Source organism: Acidimicrobiales bacterium (genome assembly GCA_035540975.1).
GTDB lineage: Bacteria > Actinomycetota > Acidimicrobiia > Acidimicrobiales.
The window spans coordinates 1-20,886 of the sequence record DATLFN010000004.1; the positions used below are offsets into that span (position 1 = coordinate 1).

Consider the following 20,886-nt stretch of genomic DNA (forward strand, 5'->3'; position numbering starts at 1 on the left):
CGCGACGTCACGACGCTCGTCGTCGGCGCCGGGCTCGGCCTCGGCGTCCTCGGCGCATGGGTCTCCGTCCGGACCTACCTGATCCGCTAGCCGCGCGCCGCCGGCGGTGGTGCCGCGGCGGCCCCGGGGGTGTCGTGGCCGGTGGCGGCGCGCGGAGGTGCCGATCCGTTCGCAGCGGCGGCCTTCTTGGGCGCCTGGGCCCGCTTGTCGGGGGCGAGGACCATGATCATGTTGCGACCGTCGACCTTGGGCGCCGCCTCCACCTTGGCGGCCGACCCCACCTCCTCCGCCACCCGGTTGAGGATCTTCAGACCGAGCTCCTGGTGGCTCATCTCGCGCCCCCGGAACATGATGGTGATCTTCACCTTGTGGCCCTGGGAGAGGAACTTGCTCACCTGGCGGGTCTTGGTGTCGAAGTCCCCGGGCCCGATCTTGGGCCGGTACTTCATCTCCTTTATCCCGACGTTGGAGGTCTTGCGCCGAGACTCCTTCGCCCGCTGTGCCGCGTCGAACTTGTACTTCCCGTAGTCCATGATGCGGCAGACCGGCGGGTTGGCCATCGGGGCCACCTCGACGAGGTCCAGGTCGGCCTCACGTGCGATGTGCAGGGCCTCGGGGAGGGACTTGATGCCCAGCTGCGTCCCGTCGGCGGCGACCAGGCGGACCTCACGGGCCCGTACCCGGTCGTTGATCCTGGTCTCGTTGGCGCCCGCTGCGGCGATGCGGCATCCCCTCCTCGGGATCGTGCCCTTTCGCGAGAAAGGGCAGGCGTCGGAAGCAACGCCCGCCCTCGGCGGCCATTCGACCCGGGCACTCGGCGGAGATCCGGTGGTCGGGTGGGGGCTCCGTGTCGGCCGGATCCCCGCTTCCAGGTTCGGTTTTGTGGAATAGGGTACCAGCGATGGGCACGCTGTGGACACCCGGAGGCGAGCGCCCCGTCGGCGGCGCCACCGCCCCACCGCCCCGAGCCGAGGCCGGCCCGCCGCCCGGTCCCGGCGCCGCCGGGCCGGAGACCGAGGCCGAGCTGGAGGCCCGGATGGACGAGTTGCGCCGGCAGCTGGCGGAGACGCCGGCGTCGGTGGTCATCGCCAACCACTGCTTCGGGCTGTTCGAGCTGGCCGCCCTCCACCTCTCGCTCCAGCCTCCGCAGCTGGACCAGGCCCAGCTCGCCATCGACGCCCTGGGCGCCGTCGTGGACGGGCTCGCCGGTCGCCTCGGCCAGGAGGAGGAGACGGTCAGGGACGGCCTGGCCCAGCTCCGCCTCGCCTACGTCCAGCTGAAGACGGCCACGACCGGCGCCAACCCCGCCCCCTCCCCGTCGGACTAGGAGACTGGTGTCGAACCCGGCTCCTCCTGCCGGACGGTTACGGAGCGGCCGAGAAAGCGCTGCTCAGGCCACCCGAGCCGTTCGGCCGCGTCAGCGGCCGACCCGTTCGACACCGGTCTCCTAGGCCCGGGCCCCTCGTTCTCGCACGTTCGCCGCCTCCGGCTTGCCGCGGGGGTCGGTGACCTCCTCGTACTCGACGTCGGCACCGACCGGGACGGTGCGGGTGCCGTCGGCGATGGCCGTGCAGTGGAAGAACAGCAGGCGCCCGTCGCCGGTGGCGATGTGGCCCCAGCCCTTGTGGTCGTCGTAGTCGGCGACCCGTCCCCATTCCGTCAATGCACGATCTTGGAGAGCGGGAGCTCGATGATGTCGGTGGCGCCCGAGTCGCGCAGCGCCGGGATGAGGATGTTGATCTCGCTCTTGGGCACCACCGTCTCCACCGCGTAGCCGGCGCCGCCGAACAGCTGGGACACCGTCGGCGCCCGCATGGCGGGGAGGAGCTCGATGACGCCGTCCAGCTGGTCGACGCCCACGTTGAGCTTCACCAGGACCTTGCCGCGGGCCTCCAGCGTGCCCTGGAGGAGGGTGAGGATCTGGGTCATGGCGTGCCGCTTGGCCGGGTCGTCGCACGCCTCCGGGTTGGCGATCAACTCAGTGTAGGAGACGAGGATGGTGTCGACGATCCGCAGGCCGGCGGCCTTCAGGGCCCGGCCCGTCTCGGTGATCTCGACCACGGCGTCGGCGATGTCGGGCACCTTGGCCTCGGTGGCGCCGTAGGAGAGGGTGACCTCGGCCTTCACCCCGTGCTCCTCCAGGTACCTGCCCGTGAGCTCGGGGTACTCGGTGTGCACGCGGGCGCCGTCGGGGAGGTCGGCGACGGTCCGCACGGCGGAGTCGGCGGCTACGGCCAGGACCACCCGGATGGGGCGGGCCGTGGCCTTGGAGTAGTGCAGCTCGCCGAGCGACACGACGGTGCTGGACGTCTCCTCGATCCAGTCCCGCCCGGTGATGCCGAGGTCGAACAGGCCCTCGGCCACGTACCGGGGGATCTCCTGGGGGCGCAGGATGCGGACGCTGTCGATGCGGGGGTCGTCGATGGTGGCCGAGTAGTCGACGGCCGAGCTCCGCCGCACGGGGAGGTCGGCCTCCTCGAACAGCTTGAGGGTGGAGGACTCGAGCGACCCCTTGGGGAGGACCAGTCGCAGCACTCCGCTACCCCGCCCCGCCGGCCGGTGGCTTGGGGAGCTGGCGCACCACGTCGACCATCTCGACGGCGGCGACGGCGGCGTCGAAGCCCTTGTTGCCGGCCTTGCCGCCGGCCCGGTCGAGGGCCTGCTCCACGGTGTCGGTGGTCAGCACGCCGAAGATGACCGGCACGCCGGTGTCGAGCTGGGCCCGCTGGAGCCCGGCCGCGCACTGGCCGGCGACGAGGTCGAAGTGGGGCGTGGCGCCCCGGATGACGGCGCCCACGCACACCACGGCGTCGTACTCGCCGGACGACGCCAGGCGGGCGGCGACCAGCGGCAGCTCGAATGCGCCGGGCACCTCGGCCACGGTGATCGAGCCGCCGTCCACCCCGTGGCGCACCAGGCCGTCGCGGGCGCCGGCCAGCAGGCGCTCGGTGACCAGGTCGTTGAACCGGCTGCACACCACGGCCACCCGGAGGCCGTCGCCCCGGAGCTGACCCCTAATCGTCGTCATCTAGACCCTCCAGGTGATGGCCGAGGCGGTCGCGCTTGGTGCGCAGGTAGGACGAGTTCTCGGCGTTGGGCGTGGACTGCAGGGGGACCCGCTCCACCATCTCCAGCCCGAACCCGTCGAGGCCGCCGTACTTGGCCGGGTTGTTGGTCATGTAGCGCATGGTGGTGATGCCGAGGTCGACCAGGATCTGGGCGCCGATGCCGTACTCCCGGCTGTCGACGGGCAGCCCGAGCTCCAGGTTGGCGTCCACCGTGTCGTGCCCCTGCTCCTGGAGCCGGTAGGCGCGCAGCTTGTGGGCCAGGCCGATGCCGCGCCCCTCGTGGCCCCGCAGGTACACCACGACGCCGAGGCCCTCCTCGGCGACCCGCCTCACCGCCGCCTCCAGCTGCCACCCGCAGTCGCAGCGCATCGACCCGAACACGTCGCCGGTGAGGCACTCGCTGTGCACCCGCACGAGCACGTTCTGCTCGCCCTGCACCGCCCCCCGGACCAGGGCCAGGTGCTGGTCGCCGTTGAGGACGGACTCGTAGGCGTAGCAGACGAAGTCCCCGTAGGGCGTGGGCAGGCGCGCCTCCGACAGCCGCTTCACCAGCTTGTCCTTCTGGCGCCGGTAGCGGATCAGGTCGGCGATGGAGATCAGCAGCAGACCGTGGTCGGCGGCGAACTCCTCCAGGTCGGGGAGGCGGGCCATCTCGCCGTCGTCGCGCACGATCTCGCACAGCACCCCGGCGGGCCGCAGCCCGGCCAGGCGGGCCAGGTCGACGGCCGCCTCGGTGTGCCCGGCCCGCTTCAGCACGCCCCCCGTGCGGTAGCGCAGGGGGAAGATGTGGCCGGGCTTGGCCAGGTCGGCGGGCGACGTCGCCGGGTCGATGAGGGCGCGGATGGTGGCGGCCCGGTCGGCCGCCGAGATCCCTGTGCTCGTGCCCGGCCGGTAGTCGACGCTCACCGTGAAGGCGGTGCGCTGCGACTCGGTGTTGTCGAGGACCATGAGGGGAAGTCCGAGCTGGTCCAGGCGCTCGCCCAGCATGGGCATGCAGATGACGCCCGAGGTGTGCTTGACGAAGAACCCGATCTTCTCGGCCGTGGCGTGCTCGGCGGCCAGGATGAGGTCGCCCTCGTTCTCGCGGTCCTTGTCGTCCACGACGACGACCATGTCGCCCCGCGCCACGGCGGCGATCGCCTTCTCGATGTCAGCGAAGGGCACGGCCTACCTGCGTCCTTCCAGCAGCTTCTCGACGTACTTGGCCATCAGGTCCACCTCGAGGTTGACCGGGGCCCCCCGGCCCTTCCGCCCCAAGGTGGTGACGGAGGCGGTGTGGGGGACGACGGCCACGGTGAACCGGTCGGCGCCCACGTCGACCACCGTGAGGCTACAGCCGTCCACCGCGATGGGGCCCTTCCTCACGACGTAACGGGCCAGCTCAGCCGGCATGCGCACCTCCAGCTCGGGGGCGGGCCGCACGATCTCGCCGACGGCGTCCACGTGGCCCTGCACGAGGTGGCCGCCCAGGCGGGTCGTGGGGGTGACCGACCGCTCCAGGTTCACACCGTCGCCCGGCGCCAGCGATCCGAGGTCGGTCCGTCTCAGCGTCTCGTCCACCACGTCCACGCCGTACCAACCGTCGCCGATCTCGGCCACGGTGAGGCAGCACCCGTTGTGCGCCACCGAGTCGCCGACGGCCAGGTCACCGAGGACGACGGAGGCGTCGAACCGGAACCGCGGCCCGTCGCGCTGGCGGAGGCGGCCCATCTCCTCGACTATCCCCGTGAACATGGGCGCTCCTGTCGGGGGGCGAGGTCGACTCGGAGGTCCTCGCCCAACCGGGTGACGCCGGTGACCGCGCCCCGCCACACGTCGGCCATGGTCGCCGCCCCCGGCCCGGCGAACATGGGGCGGGCGTCGTCGCCGCCGAACAGCACGGGGGCCAGGTAGAAGACGTAGCGGTCGACGAGGCCGGCGGCGTGGAAGGCGTGCGCCACCCTCGCACCGCCCTCGACCAGCAGCTGCACGACTCCTCGCCGCCCGAGGTCGTCGAGCACGTCGCCTAGGTCGCCGGACACCTCCAGCGCGGGGTGGACGGCGGCGCCCTCCGGGGCCCGGCCCAGCACGACGCGCATGGGGTCGCGACCGTCGACCCGCCGCACGGTGAGGGCGGGGTCGTCGGCCCGCACGGTCGCGGCGCCCACGAGCACGGCGTCGCTCTCGGCCCGCAGGCGGTGGGCGTCGTCGCGGGCGGCGTCGCCGGTGATCCACCGGCTGGTGCCGTCGGGCGCGCCGATGCGGCCGTCGAGCCCGGCGGCCAGCTTGAGCACGACCCACGGCCGGCCCGTCGCGCGGTGCTTGAGGTAGGGGGCGAGCTGGGCGGTCACCTCGGCCGCCCGCAGGCCGACCTCGACGCACACGCCGGCCCCGCGCAGGCGGGCGATGCCCCGGCCCCGCACCCGCACGTCGGGGTCCTCGATCGCCACCACCACGCGTTCGACCCCGGCCGCGATCAGGGCATCGGCGCACGGCGCCGTTCGCCCGGAGTGCGGGCACGGCTCGAGGGTGACGTAGACGGTGGCGCCCCGCGCTCCCTCACCGGCGGAGGCCAGGGCGGCCGCCTCGGCGTGGGGGCCGCCCGGCTCCGCCGTGGCGCCCTCGTAGGAGGTGGCGTCGGGGCCCACCACCACGGCTCCCACCCACGGGTTGGGATGGGCACGGGCGCGCGCCGTCCAGCCCAGGGCGATGGCCCGGTCCATGGCGGTGGCGTCGTGCACGCGACGATGATCCCCGGGGGCGGCGCGCCGTGTCGAGAACGGGGCGGCCCCGGTGCCGCCGCCGGGCACGCCGTCAGTGGGTGGTCGGCTCGTCGGCAAGAAGGGCCAGGGCGTGGGGCAGGACGTCCACCACCGCGCCCAGGCACTCCACGGCGCCGGCCGGCGAACCGGGGGTGTTGAGCACGAGGGCCCGCCCGACGGTCCCGGCCAGCCCCCGCGACAGCCGCCCCAGCGGGTTCACCAGGCGCATGGCCTCGGCCAGGCCGGGAGCGTGGCGCTCGAGGACGTCACCGGTGCCCTCGGGGGTCTGGTCGCGGGGCCCGAAGCCGGTTCCTCCGGTGGTGACGACCAGGCCGGTGAAGCTGCGCGTCATCTGGCGGAGCGCATGGGCGACGTGGTCGGCCCCGTCGGCCACCACCCGCCGGTCGACGACGGCGAACCCGGCGGCTTCCAGCGCCTCGACCAGGGCGGCTCCCGACCGGTCGTCGCGGGTGCCGGCGACCACGCCGTCCGACACGGTCAGGACCTTGGCGTGCAGCTCCACGGCCGCGACGCTAGATCGCGCCGCGCCGCCGCAGGCCGACGGCGAACATGCCGTCGGTCCCCGCGTCCTGGGGCAGCAGGCGGGCGCCGCGTCCGAGCGGCGCCCAGGGGGGACCGGGCGGCTCCACGGCGACCAGCTCGGGGTGCGCCGAGGCCAGCCACTGGTCGACCTCGACCGTCTCCGCCCGCGTCAGCGTGCACACGCTGTAGACGAGGAGGCCGCCGGGGCGGACGAGGGCGGCGGCGCCGTCGAGGAGCCGGCGCTGGAGGGCGGCGAGGCGGTCGACGTCCTCGGGCTGGATGCGCCACCGGGCGTCGGGGCGTCGGCGCAGGACGCCCAGCCCCGAACACGGCGCGTCCAGCAGGACCCGGTCGAACACGGCGGGCCGCAGCGGTGGGAGGGCGGCGTCGGCCACCACGACGGCCACGTTGGCCAGGCGGAGCCGGCCGACGTTCTCGGCCACCAGCCGGGCCCGCGCCGGCGAGACGTCGGCCGCCACCACCAGCGCCGGCCCCGCCGAGGCCATCGCCGTCGCCTTGCCGCCGGGCGCCGAGCACAGGTCGGCGACCTGCTCCCCCGCCGCCGCGCCCACGTACGCCGCCACCTCCTGGGAGGCGGCGTCCTGCACGTACCCGTCGGCCCGCTCGGTGACGGGCGGGGCCACGTTCATCTGCTCGAGGGCGGCCTGTGCCTCGTCCGCGCCGATGTCGGCGGCCAGCCGGAGCACCACCCAGTCGGGATAGCTGAGGCGGGTGGCCGGGTTGGGCCAGGGGGGCGCCGGTTCCCGGGCCAGCCGGCGGAGCACGGCGTTCACCAGGCCGCGTGCCCGCGCGGGCGCCACGTCCACGGTGGCCGACACCGAGGCGTGGGGCGGCGTGCCCAGGAAGGCGAGCTGGTACGCGCCCAGGCGCAGCACGGCCCGCACCTCGGGTTCGAGGGGCCGGTCCACCAGGCGGTCCACCAACCAGTCGCACGCCCGGCGCATCCGGGTGGCCCCGTAGACGAGCTCGGTGACGAAGGCCCGGTCGCGGCGGTCGAGCCCGCTGCGCTCCAGCAGCAGCGGGAGGACCAGGTTGGCGTACGCACCCTCGTCGATCCGCACCAGCGCGTCGACGGCGACCCGGCGGGCCGGGACCTTCGCCGTCACGTCCCCAGCCGGTCGCCTTCGTGCCACCGCACGCCCCGCGCCCAGTCGGCTGCTCCCATGCGGCCCCTGCCCTCGGGCTGCACCTCCAGCAGCTCCATGGGCGCCGAGCCGGTGGGGACCACGACGCCCTTTCCCGTCAGCCGGTGGGCGCAGGCCCGCAGCACCTTCAGCCGCCGCGCCCGGTGAGTCGTCCACGCCCGGCCGACGCGCACCACCCGCTCCAGCTCCTCGGCCGGGAGGGACCAGTCGAGGTGGAGCTCGTCGTTCTCCAGCTTGGCGGCGTAGGTGGGCTCGCCGGACTGCGGCTCCGGCTCCCCCAGGCCCTCGGCCAGCGCGTCGACCAGCTGGCGGGTGCCGATCTCGACCAGGCGCTCCCGCAGCTCGTCGGCCGTCTCGTCCTCGCCGATGGACACCGCCGCCCGCCGGAACACCGGGCCGGTGTCGAGGCCTTCCTCCAGACCCATCAGGCACACCCCCGTCTCGGTGTCGCCGGCCAGGATGGCCCGCTCCACGGGCGCCGCTCCCCGCCACCGCGGGAGCAGCGAGAAGTGGACGTTCACCATCGGCACCGCTTCCAGCACGTGGGGCTTGACGAGGCGCCCGAAGGCGACGACGACCCCGAGCTCGGCGCCGGTGCCGAGCACGTCGTCGACGCGGTGGCTGACGGGGAGGCCCAGCTCCTCGGCGGCCGCCTTCACCGGCGTGGCGAGCAGGGCACCGCCGCGGCCCCGCCGCTTGTCGGCCCGGGTGACCACCAGGGCGACGTCGTGGCCCGCCTCGACGAGGGCGCGCAGCGGCGGGACGGCGGCCGAAGGTGACCCCAGGAAGACGAGTCGCAGGGCGACCTACCGGGGGTCGAGGTCGAGGACGCGGTCGCGCAGGGCCTTGCGCGCCTCCTTGCTCTGCTTGGAGTCCAGGCGGGAGAGCAGGAGGTTGCCGTCCAGGTGGTCGGTCTCGTGGAGGAAGACCCGGGCGAGCATGTCGTCGGCGTCGACCTCGTACTCGTCGCCGTCGCGGTCCTGCGCCTTCAGATGGACCTGCCTGGGCCGGAGGATCGGCCACCACAGGCCCGGCACCGACAGGCACCCCTCGTCGTACGACCACTCGCCGGCGTGACCGGAGACCACCGGGTTGATGGCGACGCCGGGACCGTCGCCGATGTCCCACACGAACAGCCGCTTCTGCACACCGACCTGGTTGGCGGCCAGTCCCACGCCCGGCGCGTCGTACATGGTCTCGATCATGTCGTCGATGAGGCGGTGGAGCGCCGCGTCGACGTCGGTGACGAGGGCCGTCGGCGCGCGCAGCACCGGGTCGCCGTAGACGCGGATGGTGTGGATCGCCATTGCCGGTCAGGGTACCGCCGGGCCGCCGGGCTCGTGCCCGACCTCATTCGTTCGCAGCGGCAAGGTCTGCGGCCCCCCCCCGCCGCCGCAGGCGGCCTCTGCGGCTGCGGACACCGAGAAGGAACAGGGCGGAGGTGGCGCGAGCTCCGCTCGCCCGCCGGAGCACGACCCAACTCGACCGAATGGAGTGAGCGAAGCGAACGAATGAGGTCGAAAGCTACGCGCGGGCGGGGTCGACCTCGACGCGCAGGCGCGCCCCCGTGCGGGGCACGGACGCCAGCGCGTCGCACAGCGTGCGGTGGTCGTCGGCCCGCACCAGCCACCGGCCCTCGGCCGGCCCCATCACCTCCACCGTGGCGGGGAGGGCGGCCACGAACGCCGCCGCGTCGCCCGACACCAGCGCCAGCGCGGTGGCCGGCGGGAGGCGCAGGGACGCCCGCCGCTCCGACTCGGCGGCCGTCAGCCGGCCCGGGTCGGCGTGCACGGCGGCCCGCAGCACGGGCGAGCCGGGCGCCCGGGTCTGCACCACGACGCGCCCACCGCCGTCGCGGCCGCCCACGACCCGGCCCGCCCGCGCCAGCAGGGCCAGCGCCTGCTCGGCCGCCCGGAACCTCGGTGCCAGCATCTCCTGGTCGAAGTCGACGAACACCACGGCGTCGGCCGACCGGAGGCGGTGCAGCAGCGCCTCGGTGCCGACCAGCACCGGGGCCTCGGGCAGCTCGTCGGACTCGCCCGTGACCTCGGCCACGGGGCGGCCGGCCAGGGCCTCCAGCTCCTCGCGGGCGCGGCTGACGCCGACCCGCAGCGACTTCAGGCGGGCGGCCCCGCAGGCCTGGCACACCGGGGGGCGCCCCACCCCGCAGCGGCGGCACCGCAGGCCGTCGCCGTCCTGCGCCATGGCGCCGGTGCACCACTCGCACCGGACCAGCTCGCCGCACGCCCCGCAGGCGAGCAGCCGGGCCCGGCCCTTGCGGTTGAGGACGCACGCCACCCGCCCGGCGCTGCGCAGCACCCGTACCAGGCGCTCCGAGTACAACCCCGAACGGGGGTCGTCGTGGCGGCGGTCGACCACCTCGACGGCCGGCCACCCGGCGCGCTCGACGGCCCGCGACGGCAGGGACAGCTCGCCCCACGCCAGCTGCTCCAGGGTCGGGCACGGCGACACCAGCACGCACGGCACACCGGCGCGATCGGCACGCTCGGCCGCGACCTGCCAGGCGTTCCACGTCGGCGCCCGCTCCTCCCGGAGGGACTCGTCGTGGGCGTCGAGCACGACCACGGCGGCCAGGTCGGGGACCGGGCTCCATGCCGCGGCGCGGGCGCCGACGACCACCGAGCCACCGGCCGCCGCCCGTCCCCAGTCGCGGGGCACCGACGCCACCGGCGCTCCCGACCGGCGCAGGCGGGCGGCCAGAAGGGCGCTGTCGCCCACCGCCGGGGTGACGACGAGGGCTCGGCCGAGGCAGGCGGCGGCGGCGACCAGCGGGTAGGCGTCGGCGGCCGGCGGCAGGCGCACCACGGACCGGGGACGGGCGAACGCCTCGCGCACGACGGGGTCGTCGTCGCCGGGGGCGGAGGCCGGTGCCCGGGCCGCCGGCGGGGCCGGCAGGCCCCGGACGGCGCCGGGCGGCGAGGCGGCCCGCAACAACGGGCGCACCGGTCCCGCCCACCGCCACGCCGCCCAGCGGGCCAGGTCGACCACGGGCCCGGGCGGGCCCCAGCCGGTGACCTTGGCCAGGGGCCTCAGGCGGACGCCGGCCGGCGGCGTGACGCGGTCGGCCACCACCCACCCACCGACCCGGCGCCCGTGGAGGGAGACGCGGACCAACGTCCCCACCCGGACGTCCGCGTCCATCTCCGGCGGCACCACGTAGTCGAACGCCTTGTCCAACCCCGACACATCCGGGACCACCCGCACCACCCGCTCAGTCACCGGCGAAACCGGCGCGGAAGCAAGGCGGCACGGACGAGGGGTTTCCAATGGCCGGGGGCCGCCGGCAGCCGCCGCAGGCGGCCTCCCCGGATGGCGGCCGACGAGCCTTCAGGGCGGAGGCCCGGCGGCTCCGCCGCCGGGCCGGAGCACCGTCGAGCTCGCCGAGCAACCTCCGGTTGCGACGGCGACCGGCCTACAGGCCCAATGCGGACTTGAGGTCCTTCAGCCGGGAGAGGCTCTCCCAGGTGAACTCCTTGTCGCTGCGCCCGAAGTGGCCGTAGGCGGCGGTGCGCCGGAAGATCGGCCGCCGCAGCTTGAGGTCGCGCACGATGGCGGCGGGGCGCAGGTCGAACACCTCGTTGACGGCGGTGCCGATCCTGATGGGGTCGACCTGCTCGGTGCCGAACGTCTCCACCATCACCGACACGGGCCGGGCCACCCCGATGGCGTAGGCGACCTGGATCTCGCAGCGCCGGGCGGCGCCGGCGGCGACCACGTGCTTGGCCGCCCACCGCGCCGCGTAGGCGGCCGACCGGTCGACCTTGGTGGGGTCCTTGCCGGAGAAGGCGCCGCCGCCGTGGCGGGCGGACCCACCGTAGGTGTCGACGATGATCTTGCGCCCGGTGAGCCCGGTGTCGGCGTGGGGGCCGCCCAGCTCGAACTTGCCGGTGGGGTTGGCCAGCACCCGGAACTTGTCCGCCGCGAACTGCTCGGGGAGCATCGGGTGGATGACGTGCTCGACCAGGTCGGGCTTGAGCAGCGTCTCCAGGTCGAGCCCAGGCTGGTGCTGGGTGGAGATGAGCACGGTGTCGAGGTGGACGGGACGGCCGTCCTCGTACGTGACCGTCACCTGGGTCTTGCCGTCGGGCCGCAGGTACGGGAGAACCCCCGCCTTGCGCACCTCCGAAAGGCGCTGGGCCAGCCGGTGCGCCAACCAGATTGGGAGCGGCATCAAGTCGTCGGTCTCGTCGCACGCGTAGCCGAACATCATCCCCTGGTCGCCGGCGCCCTGGGTCTCCAGGTCCTCGTCGCCCCCGTCGGCCACCCGCTGCTCGAGCGCCTTGTCCACGCCCTGGGCGATGTCGGGCGACTGCGGGTCGATGGAGGTGATGACCCCGCAGGTGTTGCCGTCGAAGCCGAAGGACTCCCGGTCGTAGCCGATGCCGCAGATCGTCTCGCGGACGATCTTCGGGATCTCGACGTAGGCCGTCGTGGTGATCTCGCCCGCCACCACGACCAGACCGGTGGTGAGGAGCGTCTCGCAGGCCACCCTCCCCATGGGGTCCTCGGCCAGGATGGCGTCGAGGATGGAGTCGGAGATCTGGTCCGCCATCTTGTCGGGATGGCCCTCCGTGACGGACTCGGACGTGAAGGTGGATCGGCTGCTCACGGAACGCTCCTCGTGAGGAGGACGACGGCATCGAGCACGGCGCGCGCCACCTCCCGCTTGTCGGTCAGGGGAACAGTCTGCTCGGTCCCGTCGGCGCCGACCAGCACGACCTCGTTGGTGTCGGCGTCGAACCCGGCCCCGGGCGCCGACACGTCGTTGGCGACGACCAGGTCGACGCCCTTGTCCGCCAGCTTGCGCCGGGCGGACGCGGCGAGGTCGGACGTCTCCGCTGCGAACCCCACGAGCACCTGGCCCGGGCGCCGGTCGCGACCGAGGGCGGCCAGGATGTCGGGCGTCGGCTCCAGGACGATCTCGGGCACGCCGTCGGCCTTCCTCAGCTTCCCGGCGACGGGCGCCCGGGGGCGGAAGTCGGCGACGGCGGCGGCCATGATCACGACGTCGGCGTGCGCGGCAGCGGCGAGCACGGCATCCTCCATCTCGGCCGCCGTCTCGACGCGCACGACGTCCACCCCGGCCGACGCCCGCCGGCGGGTGGTGGTGACGAGGGTGACGGCCGCGCCCCGGGCGGCCGCCTCGTCGGCCACGGCATGGCCCTGCTTGCCCGACGACCGGTTGCCCACGAAGCGCACGGCGTCGATCGGCTCGCGGGTGCCGCCCGCCGTCACCACCACCCGCCGCCCGGCCAGGTCCCGCGTGCGCGCCAGCACGCCGGCGACGGCGGCCACGATGTCGACCGGCTCGGCCAGGCGGCCGGCGCCCTCGTCGCCGCCGGCCAACCGGCCCACACCCGGCTCCACGACGGTGACGCCGCGGCGGCGCAGCACGGCGACGTTGCGACGCGTCGCCGGGTGCTCCCACATCTCGGTGTGCATGGCCGGGCAGGCCACCACCGGCGCCCGGGTGGCGAGCAGGGTGGCGGTGAGCAGGTCGTCGGAGATGCCGGCTGCATAGGCGCCCAGCAGGCGGGCGGTGGCGGGCGCCACCACGATCACGTCCGCCGCCCGTCCGAGGGTGGTGTGCGGGATGGGGTCGGCGTCGTCGAACAGCGACGTGCGGGCCCGCTCGGAGGCCAGCGCCGAGAACGTGACCTCCCCCACGAAGCGGGTGGCCCCCTCGGTGAGCACGGGCGACACGAAGGCGCCGGCGTCAACGAGGAGGCGGCACACCTCCACCGCCTTGTAGGCGGCGATCCCCCCGCACACCCCGAGCACGACCCGGCGGCCCCGTACGGCGGCCGGGTCGCCGGGCGCCCCGATGTCAGCCCTCCTCGGGGGCCCCGGCCGGCTCCTGGCGCTTGTAGCGGATCTTGTCGGCGGCGATCTCCTCGAGGGCGATCGACAGGGGCTTGCGCGAGACCGACGTCACCTGCGGGGGGACGATGGCGCCGAGCCCCTCACCCAGCTGGTTGAAGTACGAGTTGATCTGGCGGCCCCGCCGGGCGGACAGCGTGACGAGGGTGAACTTGGAGTCCACCTTGCCGAGCAGGCTCTCGACGGGCGGGTCCATCATCGTCTGGCGGCGGCGCTGGGCCATCGGCTCTCTCCATCTCGGGGTGCGGTCGCTTACGCGGCGCCCGCCGGGGTCACGGGCCCGGAGGCGCGGACCGGCGGGAACGAAGCAGTATACCGGCCAGCTCGTCGCCGGCCCGCTCGAGGTCGTCGTTGACGACCACGTGGTCGGCGAGCAGCCGTCCCTGCGCCTCCTCGTGGCCGGAGATGGCGAGCCGGCTGGCGATGGCGTCCTCGTCGTCCCCGCGCTTGCGCATGCGGGCGGCCAGCTCCTCGTGCGACGGCGGGACGACCAGGACCACCACCGCCTCGGGATGGCGCTCGCGCACCTGGGCCGCGCCCTGCACGTCGATCTCCAGGACGACGTCGGCCCCGGGCGGCGCGCCGGGCCACGGCGTGCCGTAGAGGTGACCGTTCGCCTCCAGCTCCGCCCACTCGAGGAACCCGCCCTCGTCGACGCGACGCTCGAACGTGGGCCGGTCGACGAAGACGTAGGCGTCGGCCGGCTCGCCCGGCCGGCGGGGCCGGGTGGTCCACGACCGGCTGATCCACACCCCGGGCACCTGCTCGCGCAGCCGCGACACCAGGGTCCCCTTGCCGACGCCCCCGGGCCCGGAGACGACGAGGATCAGGGCTTTCCGAGCTCCTTGAGCAGCCGGTCGCGCTGCTGCGCCCCGAGCCCCTGGAGGCGGCGCGTGGCGCTGATGCCCACGCTCTCCATGACCCGGCGGGCCTTCACCTTGCCCAGCCCCGGCAGCGACTCGAGCACGGCGACGACCTTGGTCTTGCCGACGACCTCGTCGCGATCGGCCAGCTCGAACAGTTCAGCGAGGTTGACGGAGCCCATCTTGAGCTTCTCCTTGAGCTCGGCTCGCTGGCGCCGGGCGGCGGCCGCCTTCTCGAGAGCGGCCTTGCGCGCCTCCGGGGAGAGTTCGGGAGGGAGCGGCACGCCGGGCACCCTAGCGCGGCGCCTGCGGCGCGTCCTGTGCCCGCTGGCGGCGTTCCAGGGAGAGCGGGCCGACGACTTCGGCGGCCGCCTTCGCCCGGTCGGCGGCCGCCGTCACGGCCCGGCCGATCACCAGCAGGTCGGCGCCCACGGCCAGCGCGCCCTGCGGTGTCGAGGTCCGCTTCTGGTCGTCGCGACTGGCGCCGGCGGGACGGATCCCGGGAACCACGGTGACCAGCCGCGGTGCGAGCAGCTTGGCCTCCCTGACGTCGGTGGCGGCGCAGACGATCCCCCGGCAGCCCGACTCGACCGCCGTCTGCACGCGCTTGCCGAGGACGTGGGGCGGGGCGTCGTCGTCGCTCGTGAGGACGGTGACGGCGAGGGCGATGGGCGGCGGCAGGCCGGCGTTGCTGGCGCCGTTGGCGAAACCCTCCACGCCCGCCCGCAGCATCGGGGACCCGCCGGCGGCGTGGAGCGTCACGTACGTGGCGCCCAAGGCGCCGACGACGTGGGCGGCCCGGCGCACGGTCGTCGGGATGTCGTGCAGCTTGAGGTCGAGGAACACCCGGTAGCCGCACTCGACCATCTCCACCACCGCATCCGGGCCGGCGGCGCTGAAGAGCTCGAGGCCGACCTTGGCCACCCCGAACCACGGGCGCACCTCCTTGGCGATCCGGGTGGCCTCGACCAGGTCGTCCACGTCGAGGGCGACGGCCAGCCGGTTGCGGACGTCGGCGTCGCGACGGGGAAGGGTCTCAACCTGGGTCATGGCTGGCTCCGATCAGATCAGCGAGTCGGGTGACATTGTGGCGCCGGCACCACTCCCGAAGCTCGTCGAGCACGCGGACCGGCGCGCGGGGGTCGGCGAAGGTGGCCGTGCCGACCTGAACGGCCGACGCCCCGGCGACGAGCAGCTCCACCGCGTCGGCACCCGTCGCGACGCCGCCCACGCCGATGATGGGCGCCTCGGGGAACGCGGCGCGGCACTCGTGGACGGCCCGCACCGCCACGGGGTGGATGGCCGGTCCCGAGAGGCCGCCTCCTCCAGCGCCCAGCACCGGCCTGCGGGTCACCGGGTCGATGGCCATCCCCATGACGGTGTTGATCAGGGTGAGCGCCGACGCCCCGGCTCCCAGGGCGGCTGACGCGATGGACGCCAGGTCGGTCACGTTGGGGCTCAGCTTGGCCCAGAGCGGCCGGCCGCAGGTGAGTGCCGCCGACACCGCATCGGCCGTCGCCGAGGCCGAGTGGGCGAACACCGATCGCCGCTCCTCCACGTTCGGGCACGACAGGTTCACCTCCACCGCGACCACCGCGGGCGGCGCGTCGGCCAGCATGGCCGCCGCCTTCCCGTACCCGTCCACCGACGTCCCCCAGATCGAGGCGACGACCCGGGCCCCGGTGGCGACCAGGGCGGGCAGGTCCCGCTCCATCCACCCCTCCACCCCCGGCCCCTGGAGCCCGACGCTGTTGAGCATGCCGGCGGCCGTCTCGTGCACGCGCGGCGCCGGGTTGCCCGGCCACGGGGAGGCCGACAACGACTTCACCACCACGGCCCCGAGCGTGGAGAGATCGAAGTACGCCGAAAGCTCGGCCCCGTGCCCAGAGGTCCCCGAAGCGGTGAGCACCGGGTTGGGCAAGGAGACCGCCCCCACGCGCGTCGACAGGTCCACGGCAACGTCCCGATGCGATCGCCTCACCGACGACCACCGACACACCCCGGCCCGGCCCCGTGCCGAAAGCGACCCGAAACCGGTGCCGTCCCCGATCCAGGTCCGGCCGGGCGGGCCCCACCACGGGACGAGGGAACCACCGACGAGGCACGCCGCCAACCCCCCACCCAGCGCGCCTCTCGCGTGGCGGCCGAGCCGGTGCGCCAGCCGCCCCGGTGGCCCGTACGGGAGGGGTCCCCATGGGTGGGGCCCCAGCGCAGCTGGGGAGGACCCATAGGGAGGGGCCCGTGAGGGACGGGACCCGGGCGGCCCGGGCGCGCCAGGCCCGGCGAACCTAGAGCGGGAGCCGTAGCTGGTCCCCCTCCAGGAACTCCTGGAGCGACCGCACCGACAAACCGTGCTTGCCCCAGTCGGCGATCCCGCCGGCGGCCGCGCGCGCCGCTGCCACGGTGGTCAGGCACGGGACGTTGTGCACGTTGGCCGCCGTGCGGATGTACGCCCCGTCGGCGCGCGGGCCCCGGCCGCGTGGCGTGTTGACCACCAACTGGACCTTGCCGCTGGCGATGAGGTCGACGGCCGTCGGCCCACCGCCGGGGTCGCCCACCTTCCCCACCACCGTCTCGACCGGCACGCCCTGGTGCTCGAGGAACGCCGCCGTCCCGGCCGTCGCCGCCAGCGTGAACCCCAGCTCGTAGAACCGGGCGGCGGCGGCCAGGCCGCCCTCCTTGTCGCGGTCGGCCAGCGAGAAGAAGACCGCCCCCGACTCGGGCAGGCGGTCCCCCGCCGCGATCTGGCTCTTGGCGAAGGCGAGCCCGAACGTGGTGTCGATGCCCATGACCTCGCCCGTCGAGCGCATCTCCGGGCCCAGCACCGTGTCGACGTCGGGGAACCGGCTGAACGGGAGCACCGCCTCCTTGACGCTCACGTGGCCGCCCTCGACCGGCGGGCGGAGGATGCCCTCCTCCCGCAGCTGCGCCAGCGTCGCTCCCGCCATCACCCGGGCCGCCACCTTGGCCAGCGCCACGCCCGTCGCCTTGGAGACGAACGGCACCGTCCGGCTGGCGCGGGGGTTGGCCTCGATGACGAACACCTGCCCGTGCTTGACCGCGTACTGGACGTTGAGCGGGCCGCGCACGTCGAGGGCGGTGGCGATGTCGCGCGTGTAGCCCTCGATCACCTCGACGACGGCGCGGGGCAGGGTGGGGGGCGGGATGACGCACGCCGAGTCGCCCGAGTGCACGCCCGCCTCCTCCACGTGCTCCATGACCCCGCCGATCACGACCTCGCCGGTGGCGTCGCGCACCGAGTCCACGTCGACCTCGACGGCGTCCTCCAGGAAGCGGTCCACCAGCACCGGCCGCGACGCCGACAGGCCGCCCTCGCGCCCGAGCGAGCCGAACCCTGCCATCTCGGCCATGGCCCGGCGCAGGCCGTCGTCGTCGTAGACGATCTCCATGGCCCGGCCACCGAGCACGTAGCTGGGGCGCACCAGGGCCGGGTAGCCGATGCGCTCCACGATGGCCAGGGCCGCCTCGACGGTCACGGCGGTGCCGCCCGCCGGCTGGGGGATCTCCAGGCGGGCGCAGAGCGCGTTCCAGCGCTCGCGGTCCTCGGCCAGGTCGATCGACTCGGGGCTGGTGCCGAGGACGAGCTCGGGCGGGAGGACGCTCGCCAGCTTGAGCGGCGTCTGCCCCCCCAGGGCCACGATGACGCCGGCCAGCTCGCCGCTGGCCCGCTCCGCCTCCACCACGTTGAGGACGTCCTCGGGCGTGAGGGGCTCGAAGTAGAGCCGGTCGCTGGTGTCGTAGTCGGTCGAAACCGTCTCGGGGTTGCAGTTGACCATGATCGTCTCGAAGCCGGCGTCGCGCAGGGCGAAGCTGGCGTGGACGCAGCAGTAGTCGAACTCGATGCCCTGGCCGATGCGGTTGGGGCCGGAGCCGAGGATGATCACCTTGCGCCGGTCGGACGCCACCACCTCGTCCTCGTCCTCGTAGGACGAGTAGTGGTACGGCGTGGCGGCCTCGAACTCGGCGCCGCACGTGTCCACCGTCTTGAACGTGGCGCGCACGCCGGCGCCCAGGCGGGCGGCGCGTACGGCCGCCTCGTCGGTGCCCCAGAGCCAGGCCAGCTGGGCGTCGCCGAAGCCGAGGCGCTTGGCCCGCCGCCACGCCCGCGGCGCCATCGACCCGAGTGACGCGGCCTCCAGCCGGCGGCGCTCCTCCACCACCATCGACAGCTGGTCGAGGAACCACGGGTCCACGCTGGTGGCCGCGGCCAGGCGCTCGACGGTGATGCCGCGCCGCAGGGCCGCCTCCAGCTGGAAGGGGCGGTCGGGCGTGGCGAGGGCGGCCATGCGCACCAGGTCGTCGTCGTCCACCCCGTCGAGGGCGGCCTCGGCCGGGTCGCAGTTGAGGCCCAGGCGGCCGTGCTCGAGCGACCGCAGCCCCTTCTGGAGCGACTCGGGGAAGGTCCGCCCGATCGCCATCGCCTCTCCCACCGACTGCATGCGGGTGCCGAGCACGCCGCGGGTGCCGGGGAACTTCTCGAACGCCCAGCGGGGGATCTTGGTGACGACGTAGTCGATGGTCGGCTCGAAGCTGGCCGGCGTCTTGCGGGTGATGTCGTTGGCGATCTCGTCCAGCGTGTAGCCGACGGCCAGGCGGGCGGCGATCTTGGCGATCGGGAACCCGGTGGCCTTCGAGGCCAGGGCGCTGGACCGGCTCACCCGCGGGTTCATCTCGATCACCACCATGTCGCCGTTCCCGGGGTTGATGGCGAACTGGATGTTCGACCCACCGGTCTCCACGCCGATGCGCCGGATGCAGGCGAAGGCGGCGTCGCGCATGTGCTGGTACTCGACGTCCGACAGGGTCTGGGCGGGCGCCACCGTGATGGAGTCGCCGGTGTGGACCCCCATCGGGTCCACGTTCTCTATGGAGCAGACGACCACGCAGTTGTCCGCCTTGTCGCGCATCACCTCCAGCTCGTACTCCTTCCAGCCGGCGATGGAACGCTCGATGAGGATCTCCGACACGGGGCTGGCGGCCAGGCCGGTGGCCGCCATCCGCCGCAGGTCCTCCTCGGAGAAGGCGATGCCCGTCCCCTCACCCCCGAGGATGTACGAGGGCCGGATGATGAGCGGGAAGCCGATGTCCCTGCCCACTTCCAGGGCCTCGTCGAGGTCGTAGGCGAAGCCCGACGGGGGGACGGCCAGGCCGATCTCCGTCATGGCCTCCTTGAAGCGGTCACGGTTCTCGGCCGTGCCGATGGCCTCCGGCTTGGCCCCGATCATCTCGACGCCGAACTCCTCCAGCACGCCCCGCTCGTGGAGGGCGATGGCCAGGTTCAGGGCGGTCTGGCCGCCGAGGGTGGGCAGGACGGCGTCGGGCCGCTCGCGCTCCACGATGGCGGCCAGCACGTCCGGGCTCAGGGGCTCGACGTAGGTGCGGTCCGCGAACTCGGGGTCCGTCATGATCGTGGCCGGGTTCGAGTTGGCCAGGATCACCCGGTAGCCCTCCTCCCGGAGGACACGGCAGGCCTGGGTGCCGGAGTAGTCGAACTCCGACGCCTGGCCGATCACGATCGGCCCCGAGCCGATGATCAGGATGGACTCCAGGTCGTCCCTACGCCCCACCGCTGATCAGCTCCTCGAATTGCGCGAACAGGTAACGGGCGTCGTGGGGCCCCGGCCCCGCCTCCGGGTGGTACTGCACGCTGAAGGCGGGCGCGTCGCGGCAGCGCAGCCCCTCGACCACGCCGTCGTTCAGGTTGACGTGGGTGACGTCGGCCGACGACAGCGATCCCCCGCTCACCGCGTAGTTGTGGTTCTGGCTGGTGATCTCCACGCTGCCGTTCGCCAGCCGCCGCACCGGGTGGTTGCCCCCGTGGTGGCCGAACTTGAGCTTGTACGTCTCGGCGCCGAGGGCGGCGCCCAGCAGCTGGTGGCCGAGGCAGATGCCGAAGACCGGCACCCGGCCCAGCAGCTGGCCGATGGCGTCGATGGCGTAGCCCACCGCCGCCGGGTCACCCGGCCCGTTGGACAGGAAAACCCCGTCGGGACGGCGGGCGAGCACGTCGGCCGCCGGCGTGGCCGCGGGGACGACGTCCACGGTGGCCATCTCGCCGAGGTGGCGCAGGATGGTGCGCTTGATCCCGTAGTCGTAGGCCACGACCAACCGCGGGCCGTCGCCCACCCGGTACGGCGCGGCCGTGGTGACGGTGGCCACCAGGTCGACGCCCTCCGTCCCCGGCTCGGCGGCCGCCGCCTCCTTCAGCGACCGCTCGTCGGCGGTGCCGAAGGCGCACGCCATCGACCCCGCCTCGCGGAGGTGGCGGGTGAGGCGGCGGGTGTCCACCCCGGTGATGCCGGCCACGCCGTGGCGGGCGAGGAAGGCGTCCAGGGACTCGGTTGAGCGCCAGTTGCTCGGCCGCCGGGCCAGGTCGCGCACCACCACGCCGCGGCAGAACGGGCGCCCGCTCTCGTCGTCCGACGGGGTGACGCCGTAGTTGCCGATGTGCGGGTAGGTGAAGGCGATGACCTGGCCGGCGTACGACGGGTCGGTGACGACCTCCTGGTAGCCGGTCATCACCGTGTTGAACACCGCCTCGCCGGTGGTGACGCCGCCGGGCGGCTCGGCCCCGAACGCCTCG

22 protein-coding genes are annotated in these 20,886 nt (G+C 74.2%); 1 reads left to right on the plus strand and 21 read right to left on the minus strand.

Going from position 1 to position 20,886, the window contains the following annotated elements; translation table 11 throughout:
* Positions 1-86: 86 nt before the first annotated feature.
* Positions 87-959 (minus strand): translation initiation factor IF-3, encoded by an 873-nt coding sequence (infC, locus tag VM242_00355; GenBank protein HVM03599.1) that lies wholly within the window; start codon positions 957-959, stop codon positions 87-89.
* Here infC and VM242_00360 point away from each other — a divergent pair.
* The gene (locus tag VM242_00360) at positions 902-1,327 is read left to right on the plus strand and encodes a hypothetical protein (protein ID HVM03600.1); all 426 of its coding nucleotides are present in this window, start codon (positions 902-904) and stop codon (positions 1,325-1,327) included. The genes infC and VM242_00360 overlap by 58 nt on opposite strands.
* A gap of 120 nt (positions 1,328-1,447) precedes the next feature.
* Here VM242_00360 and VM242_00365 read toward each other — a convergent pair whose 3' ends face one another.
* The 20 genes from VM242_00365 to carA all read right to left on the minus strand — a co-directional run.
* Positions 1,448-1,663, minus strand: a complete 216-nt coding sequence (locus VM242_00365) for a cold shock domain-containing protein (protein ID HVM03601.1) — start codon at positions 1,661-1,663, stop codon at positions 1,448-1,450.
* Positions 1,660-2,535 (minus strand): ATP phosphoribosyltransferase, encoded by an 876-nt coding sequence (gene hisG, locus VM242_00370; GenBank protein HVM03602.1) that lies wholly within the window; start codon positions 2,533-2,535, stop codon positions 1,660-1,662. The genes VM242_00365 and hisG overlap by 4 nt, the downstream gene beginning before the upstream one ends.
* Before the next feature lie 4 nt (positions 2,536-2,539).
* On the minus strand, positions 2,540-3,028 hold the full coding sequence (gene ribH / locus VM242_00375) for a 6,7-dimethyl-8-ribityllumazine synthase (GenBank protein ID HVM03603.1): 489 nt from the start codon (positions 3,026-3,028) through the stop codon (positions 2,540-2,542).
* Positions 3,015-4,232, minus strand: coding sequence for a bifunctional 3,4-dihydroxy-2-butanone-4-phosphate synthase/GTP cyclohydrolase II (locus VM242_00380; protein HVM03604.1), 1,218 nt, complete (start codon positions 4,230-4,232; stop codon positions 3,015-3,017). Before VM242_00380 ends, ribH begins: the two co-directional genes overlap by 14 nt.
* A 3-nt stretch (positions 4,233-4,235) precedes the next feature.
* The gene (locus VM242_00385) at positions 4,236-4,802 is read right to left on the minus strand and encodes a riboflavin synthase (GenBank protein HVM03605.1); all 567 of its coding nucleotides are present in this window, start codon (positions 4,800-4,802) and stop codon (positions 4,236-4,238) included.
* Entirely contained in the window at positions 4,787-5,788 is a 1,002-nt protein-coding gene (ribD, locus tag VM242_00390; protein HVM03606.1) for a bifunctional diaminohydroxyphosphoribosylaminopyrimidine deaminase/5-amino-6-(5-phosphoribosylamino)uracil reductase RibD, read from the minus strand. Before ribD ends, VM242_00385 begins: the two co-directional genes overlap by 16 nt.
* Positions 5,789-5,861: 73 nt before the next feature.
* Positions 5,862-6,332: a MogA/MoaB family molybdenum cofactor biosynthesis protein gene (locus tag VM242_00395; GenBank protein HVM03607.1), complete on the minus strand. Its 471-nt coding sequence runs from the start codon at positions 6,330-6,332 to the stop codon at positions 5,862-5,864.
* A 10-nt stretch (positions 6,333-6,342) separates the two neighbouring features.
* Positions 6,343-7,479, minus strand: a complete 1,137-nt coding sequence (locus VM242_00400) for a transcription antitermination factor NusB (protein HVM03608.1) — start codon at positions 7,477-7,479, stop codon at positions 6,343-6,345.
* Complete coding sequence (locus tag VM242_00405; protein ID HVM03609.1) at positions 7,476-8,318, minus strand: methionyl-tRNA formyltransferase; 843 nt, start codon at positions 8,316-8,318, stop codon at positions 7,476-7,478. Before VM242_00405 ends, VM242_00400 begins: the two co-directional genes overlap by 4 nt.
* A 6-nt stretch (positions 8,319-8,324) precedes the next feature.
* Positions 8,325-8,825, minus strand: a complete 501-nt coding sequence (gene def / locus VM242_00410; protein ID HVM03610.1) for a peptide deformylase — start codon at positions 8,823-8,825, stop codon at positions 8,325-8,327.
* 217 nt (positions 8,826-9,042) lie between these two features.
* Positions 9,043-10,758 carry a hypothetical protein gene (locus VM242_00415; GenBank protein HVM03611.1) on the minus strand — a complete coding sequence of 572 codons (1,716 nt, stop codon included), beginning with the start codon at positions 10,756-10,758 and terminating at the stop codon, positions 9,043-9,045.
* Positions 10,759-10,951: 193 nt separating this feature from the next.
* Positions 10,952-12,148: a methionine adenosyltransferase gene (metK, locus tag VM242_00420; protein ID HVM03612.1), complete on the minus strand. Its 1,197-nt coding sequence runs from the start codon at positions 12,146-12,148 to the stop codon at positions 10,952-10,954.
* Positions 12,145-13,365, minus strand: a complete 1,221-nt coding sequence (gene coaBC / locus VM242_00425; GenBank protein ID HVM03613.1) for a bifunctional phosphopantothenoylcysteine decarboxylase/phosphopantothenate--cysteine ligase CoaBC — start codon at positions 13,363-13,365, stop codon at positions 12,145-12,147. The genes metK and coaBC overlap by 4 nt, the downstream gene beginning before the upstream one ends.
* 1 nt (position 13,366) lies before the next feature.
* Positions 13,367-13,642, minus strand: coding sequence for a DNA-directed RNA polymerase subunit omega (gene rpoZ, locus VM242_00430; protein ID HVM03614.1), 276 nt, complete (start codon positions 13,640-13,642; stop codon positions 13,367-13,369).
* A 49-nt stretch (positions 13,643-13,691) separates the two neighbouring features.
* A complete protein-coding gene (locus VM242_00435; protein ID HVM03615.1) occupies positions 13,692-14,249 on the minus strand; it encodes a guanylate kinase in 558 nt (185 codons plus the stop codon).
* A complete protein-coding gene (gene mihF, locus VM242_00440; GenBank protein HVM03616.1) occupies positions 14,246-14,566 on the minus strand; it encodes an integration host factor, actinobacterial type in 321 nt (106 codons plus the stop codon). The genes VM242_00435 and mihF overlap by 4 nt, the downstream gene beginning before the upstream one ends.
* Before the next feature lie 10 nt (positions 14,567-14,576).
* Entirely contained in the window at positions 14,577-15,332 is a 756-nt protein-coding gene (gene pyrF / locus VM242_00445) for an orotidine-5'-phosphate decarboxylase (protein ID HVM03617.1), read from the minus strand.
* Positions 15,319-16,236, minus strand: coding sequence for a dihydroorotate dehydrogenase (locus tag VM242_00450; protein HVM03618.1), 918 nt, complete (start codon positions 16,234-16,236; stop codon positions 15,319-15,321). The genes pyrF and VM242_00450 overlap by 14 nt, the downstream gene beginning before the upstream one ends.
* Positions 16,237-16,570: 334 nt before the next feature.
* Positions 16,571-19,870 (minus strand): carbamoyl-phosphate synthase large subunit, encoded by a 3,300-nt coding sequence (carB, locus tag VM242_00455; protein ID HVM03619.1) that lies wholly within the window; start codon positions 19,868-19,870, stop codon positions 16,571-16,573.
* Positions 19,860-20,886, minus strand: a 1,027-nt coding sequence (gene carA / locus VM242_00460; protein HVM03620.1) for a glutamine-hydrolyzing carbamoyl-phosphate synthase small subunit, incomplete at its 5' end; no start/stop codon positions are given. The genes carA and carB, both read right to left, overlap by 11 nt.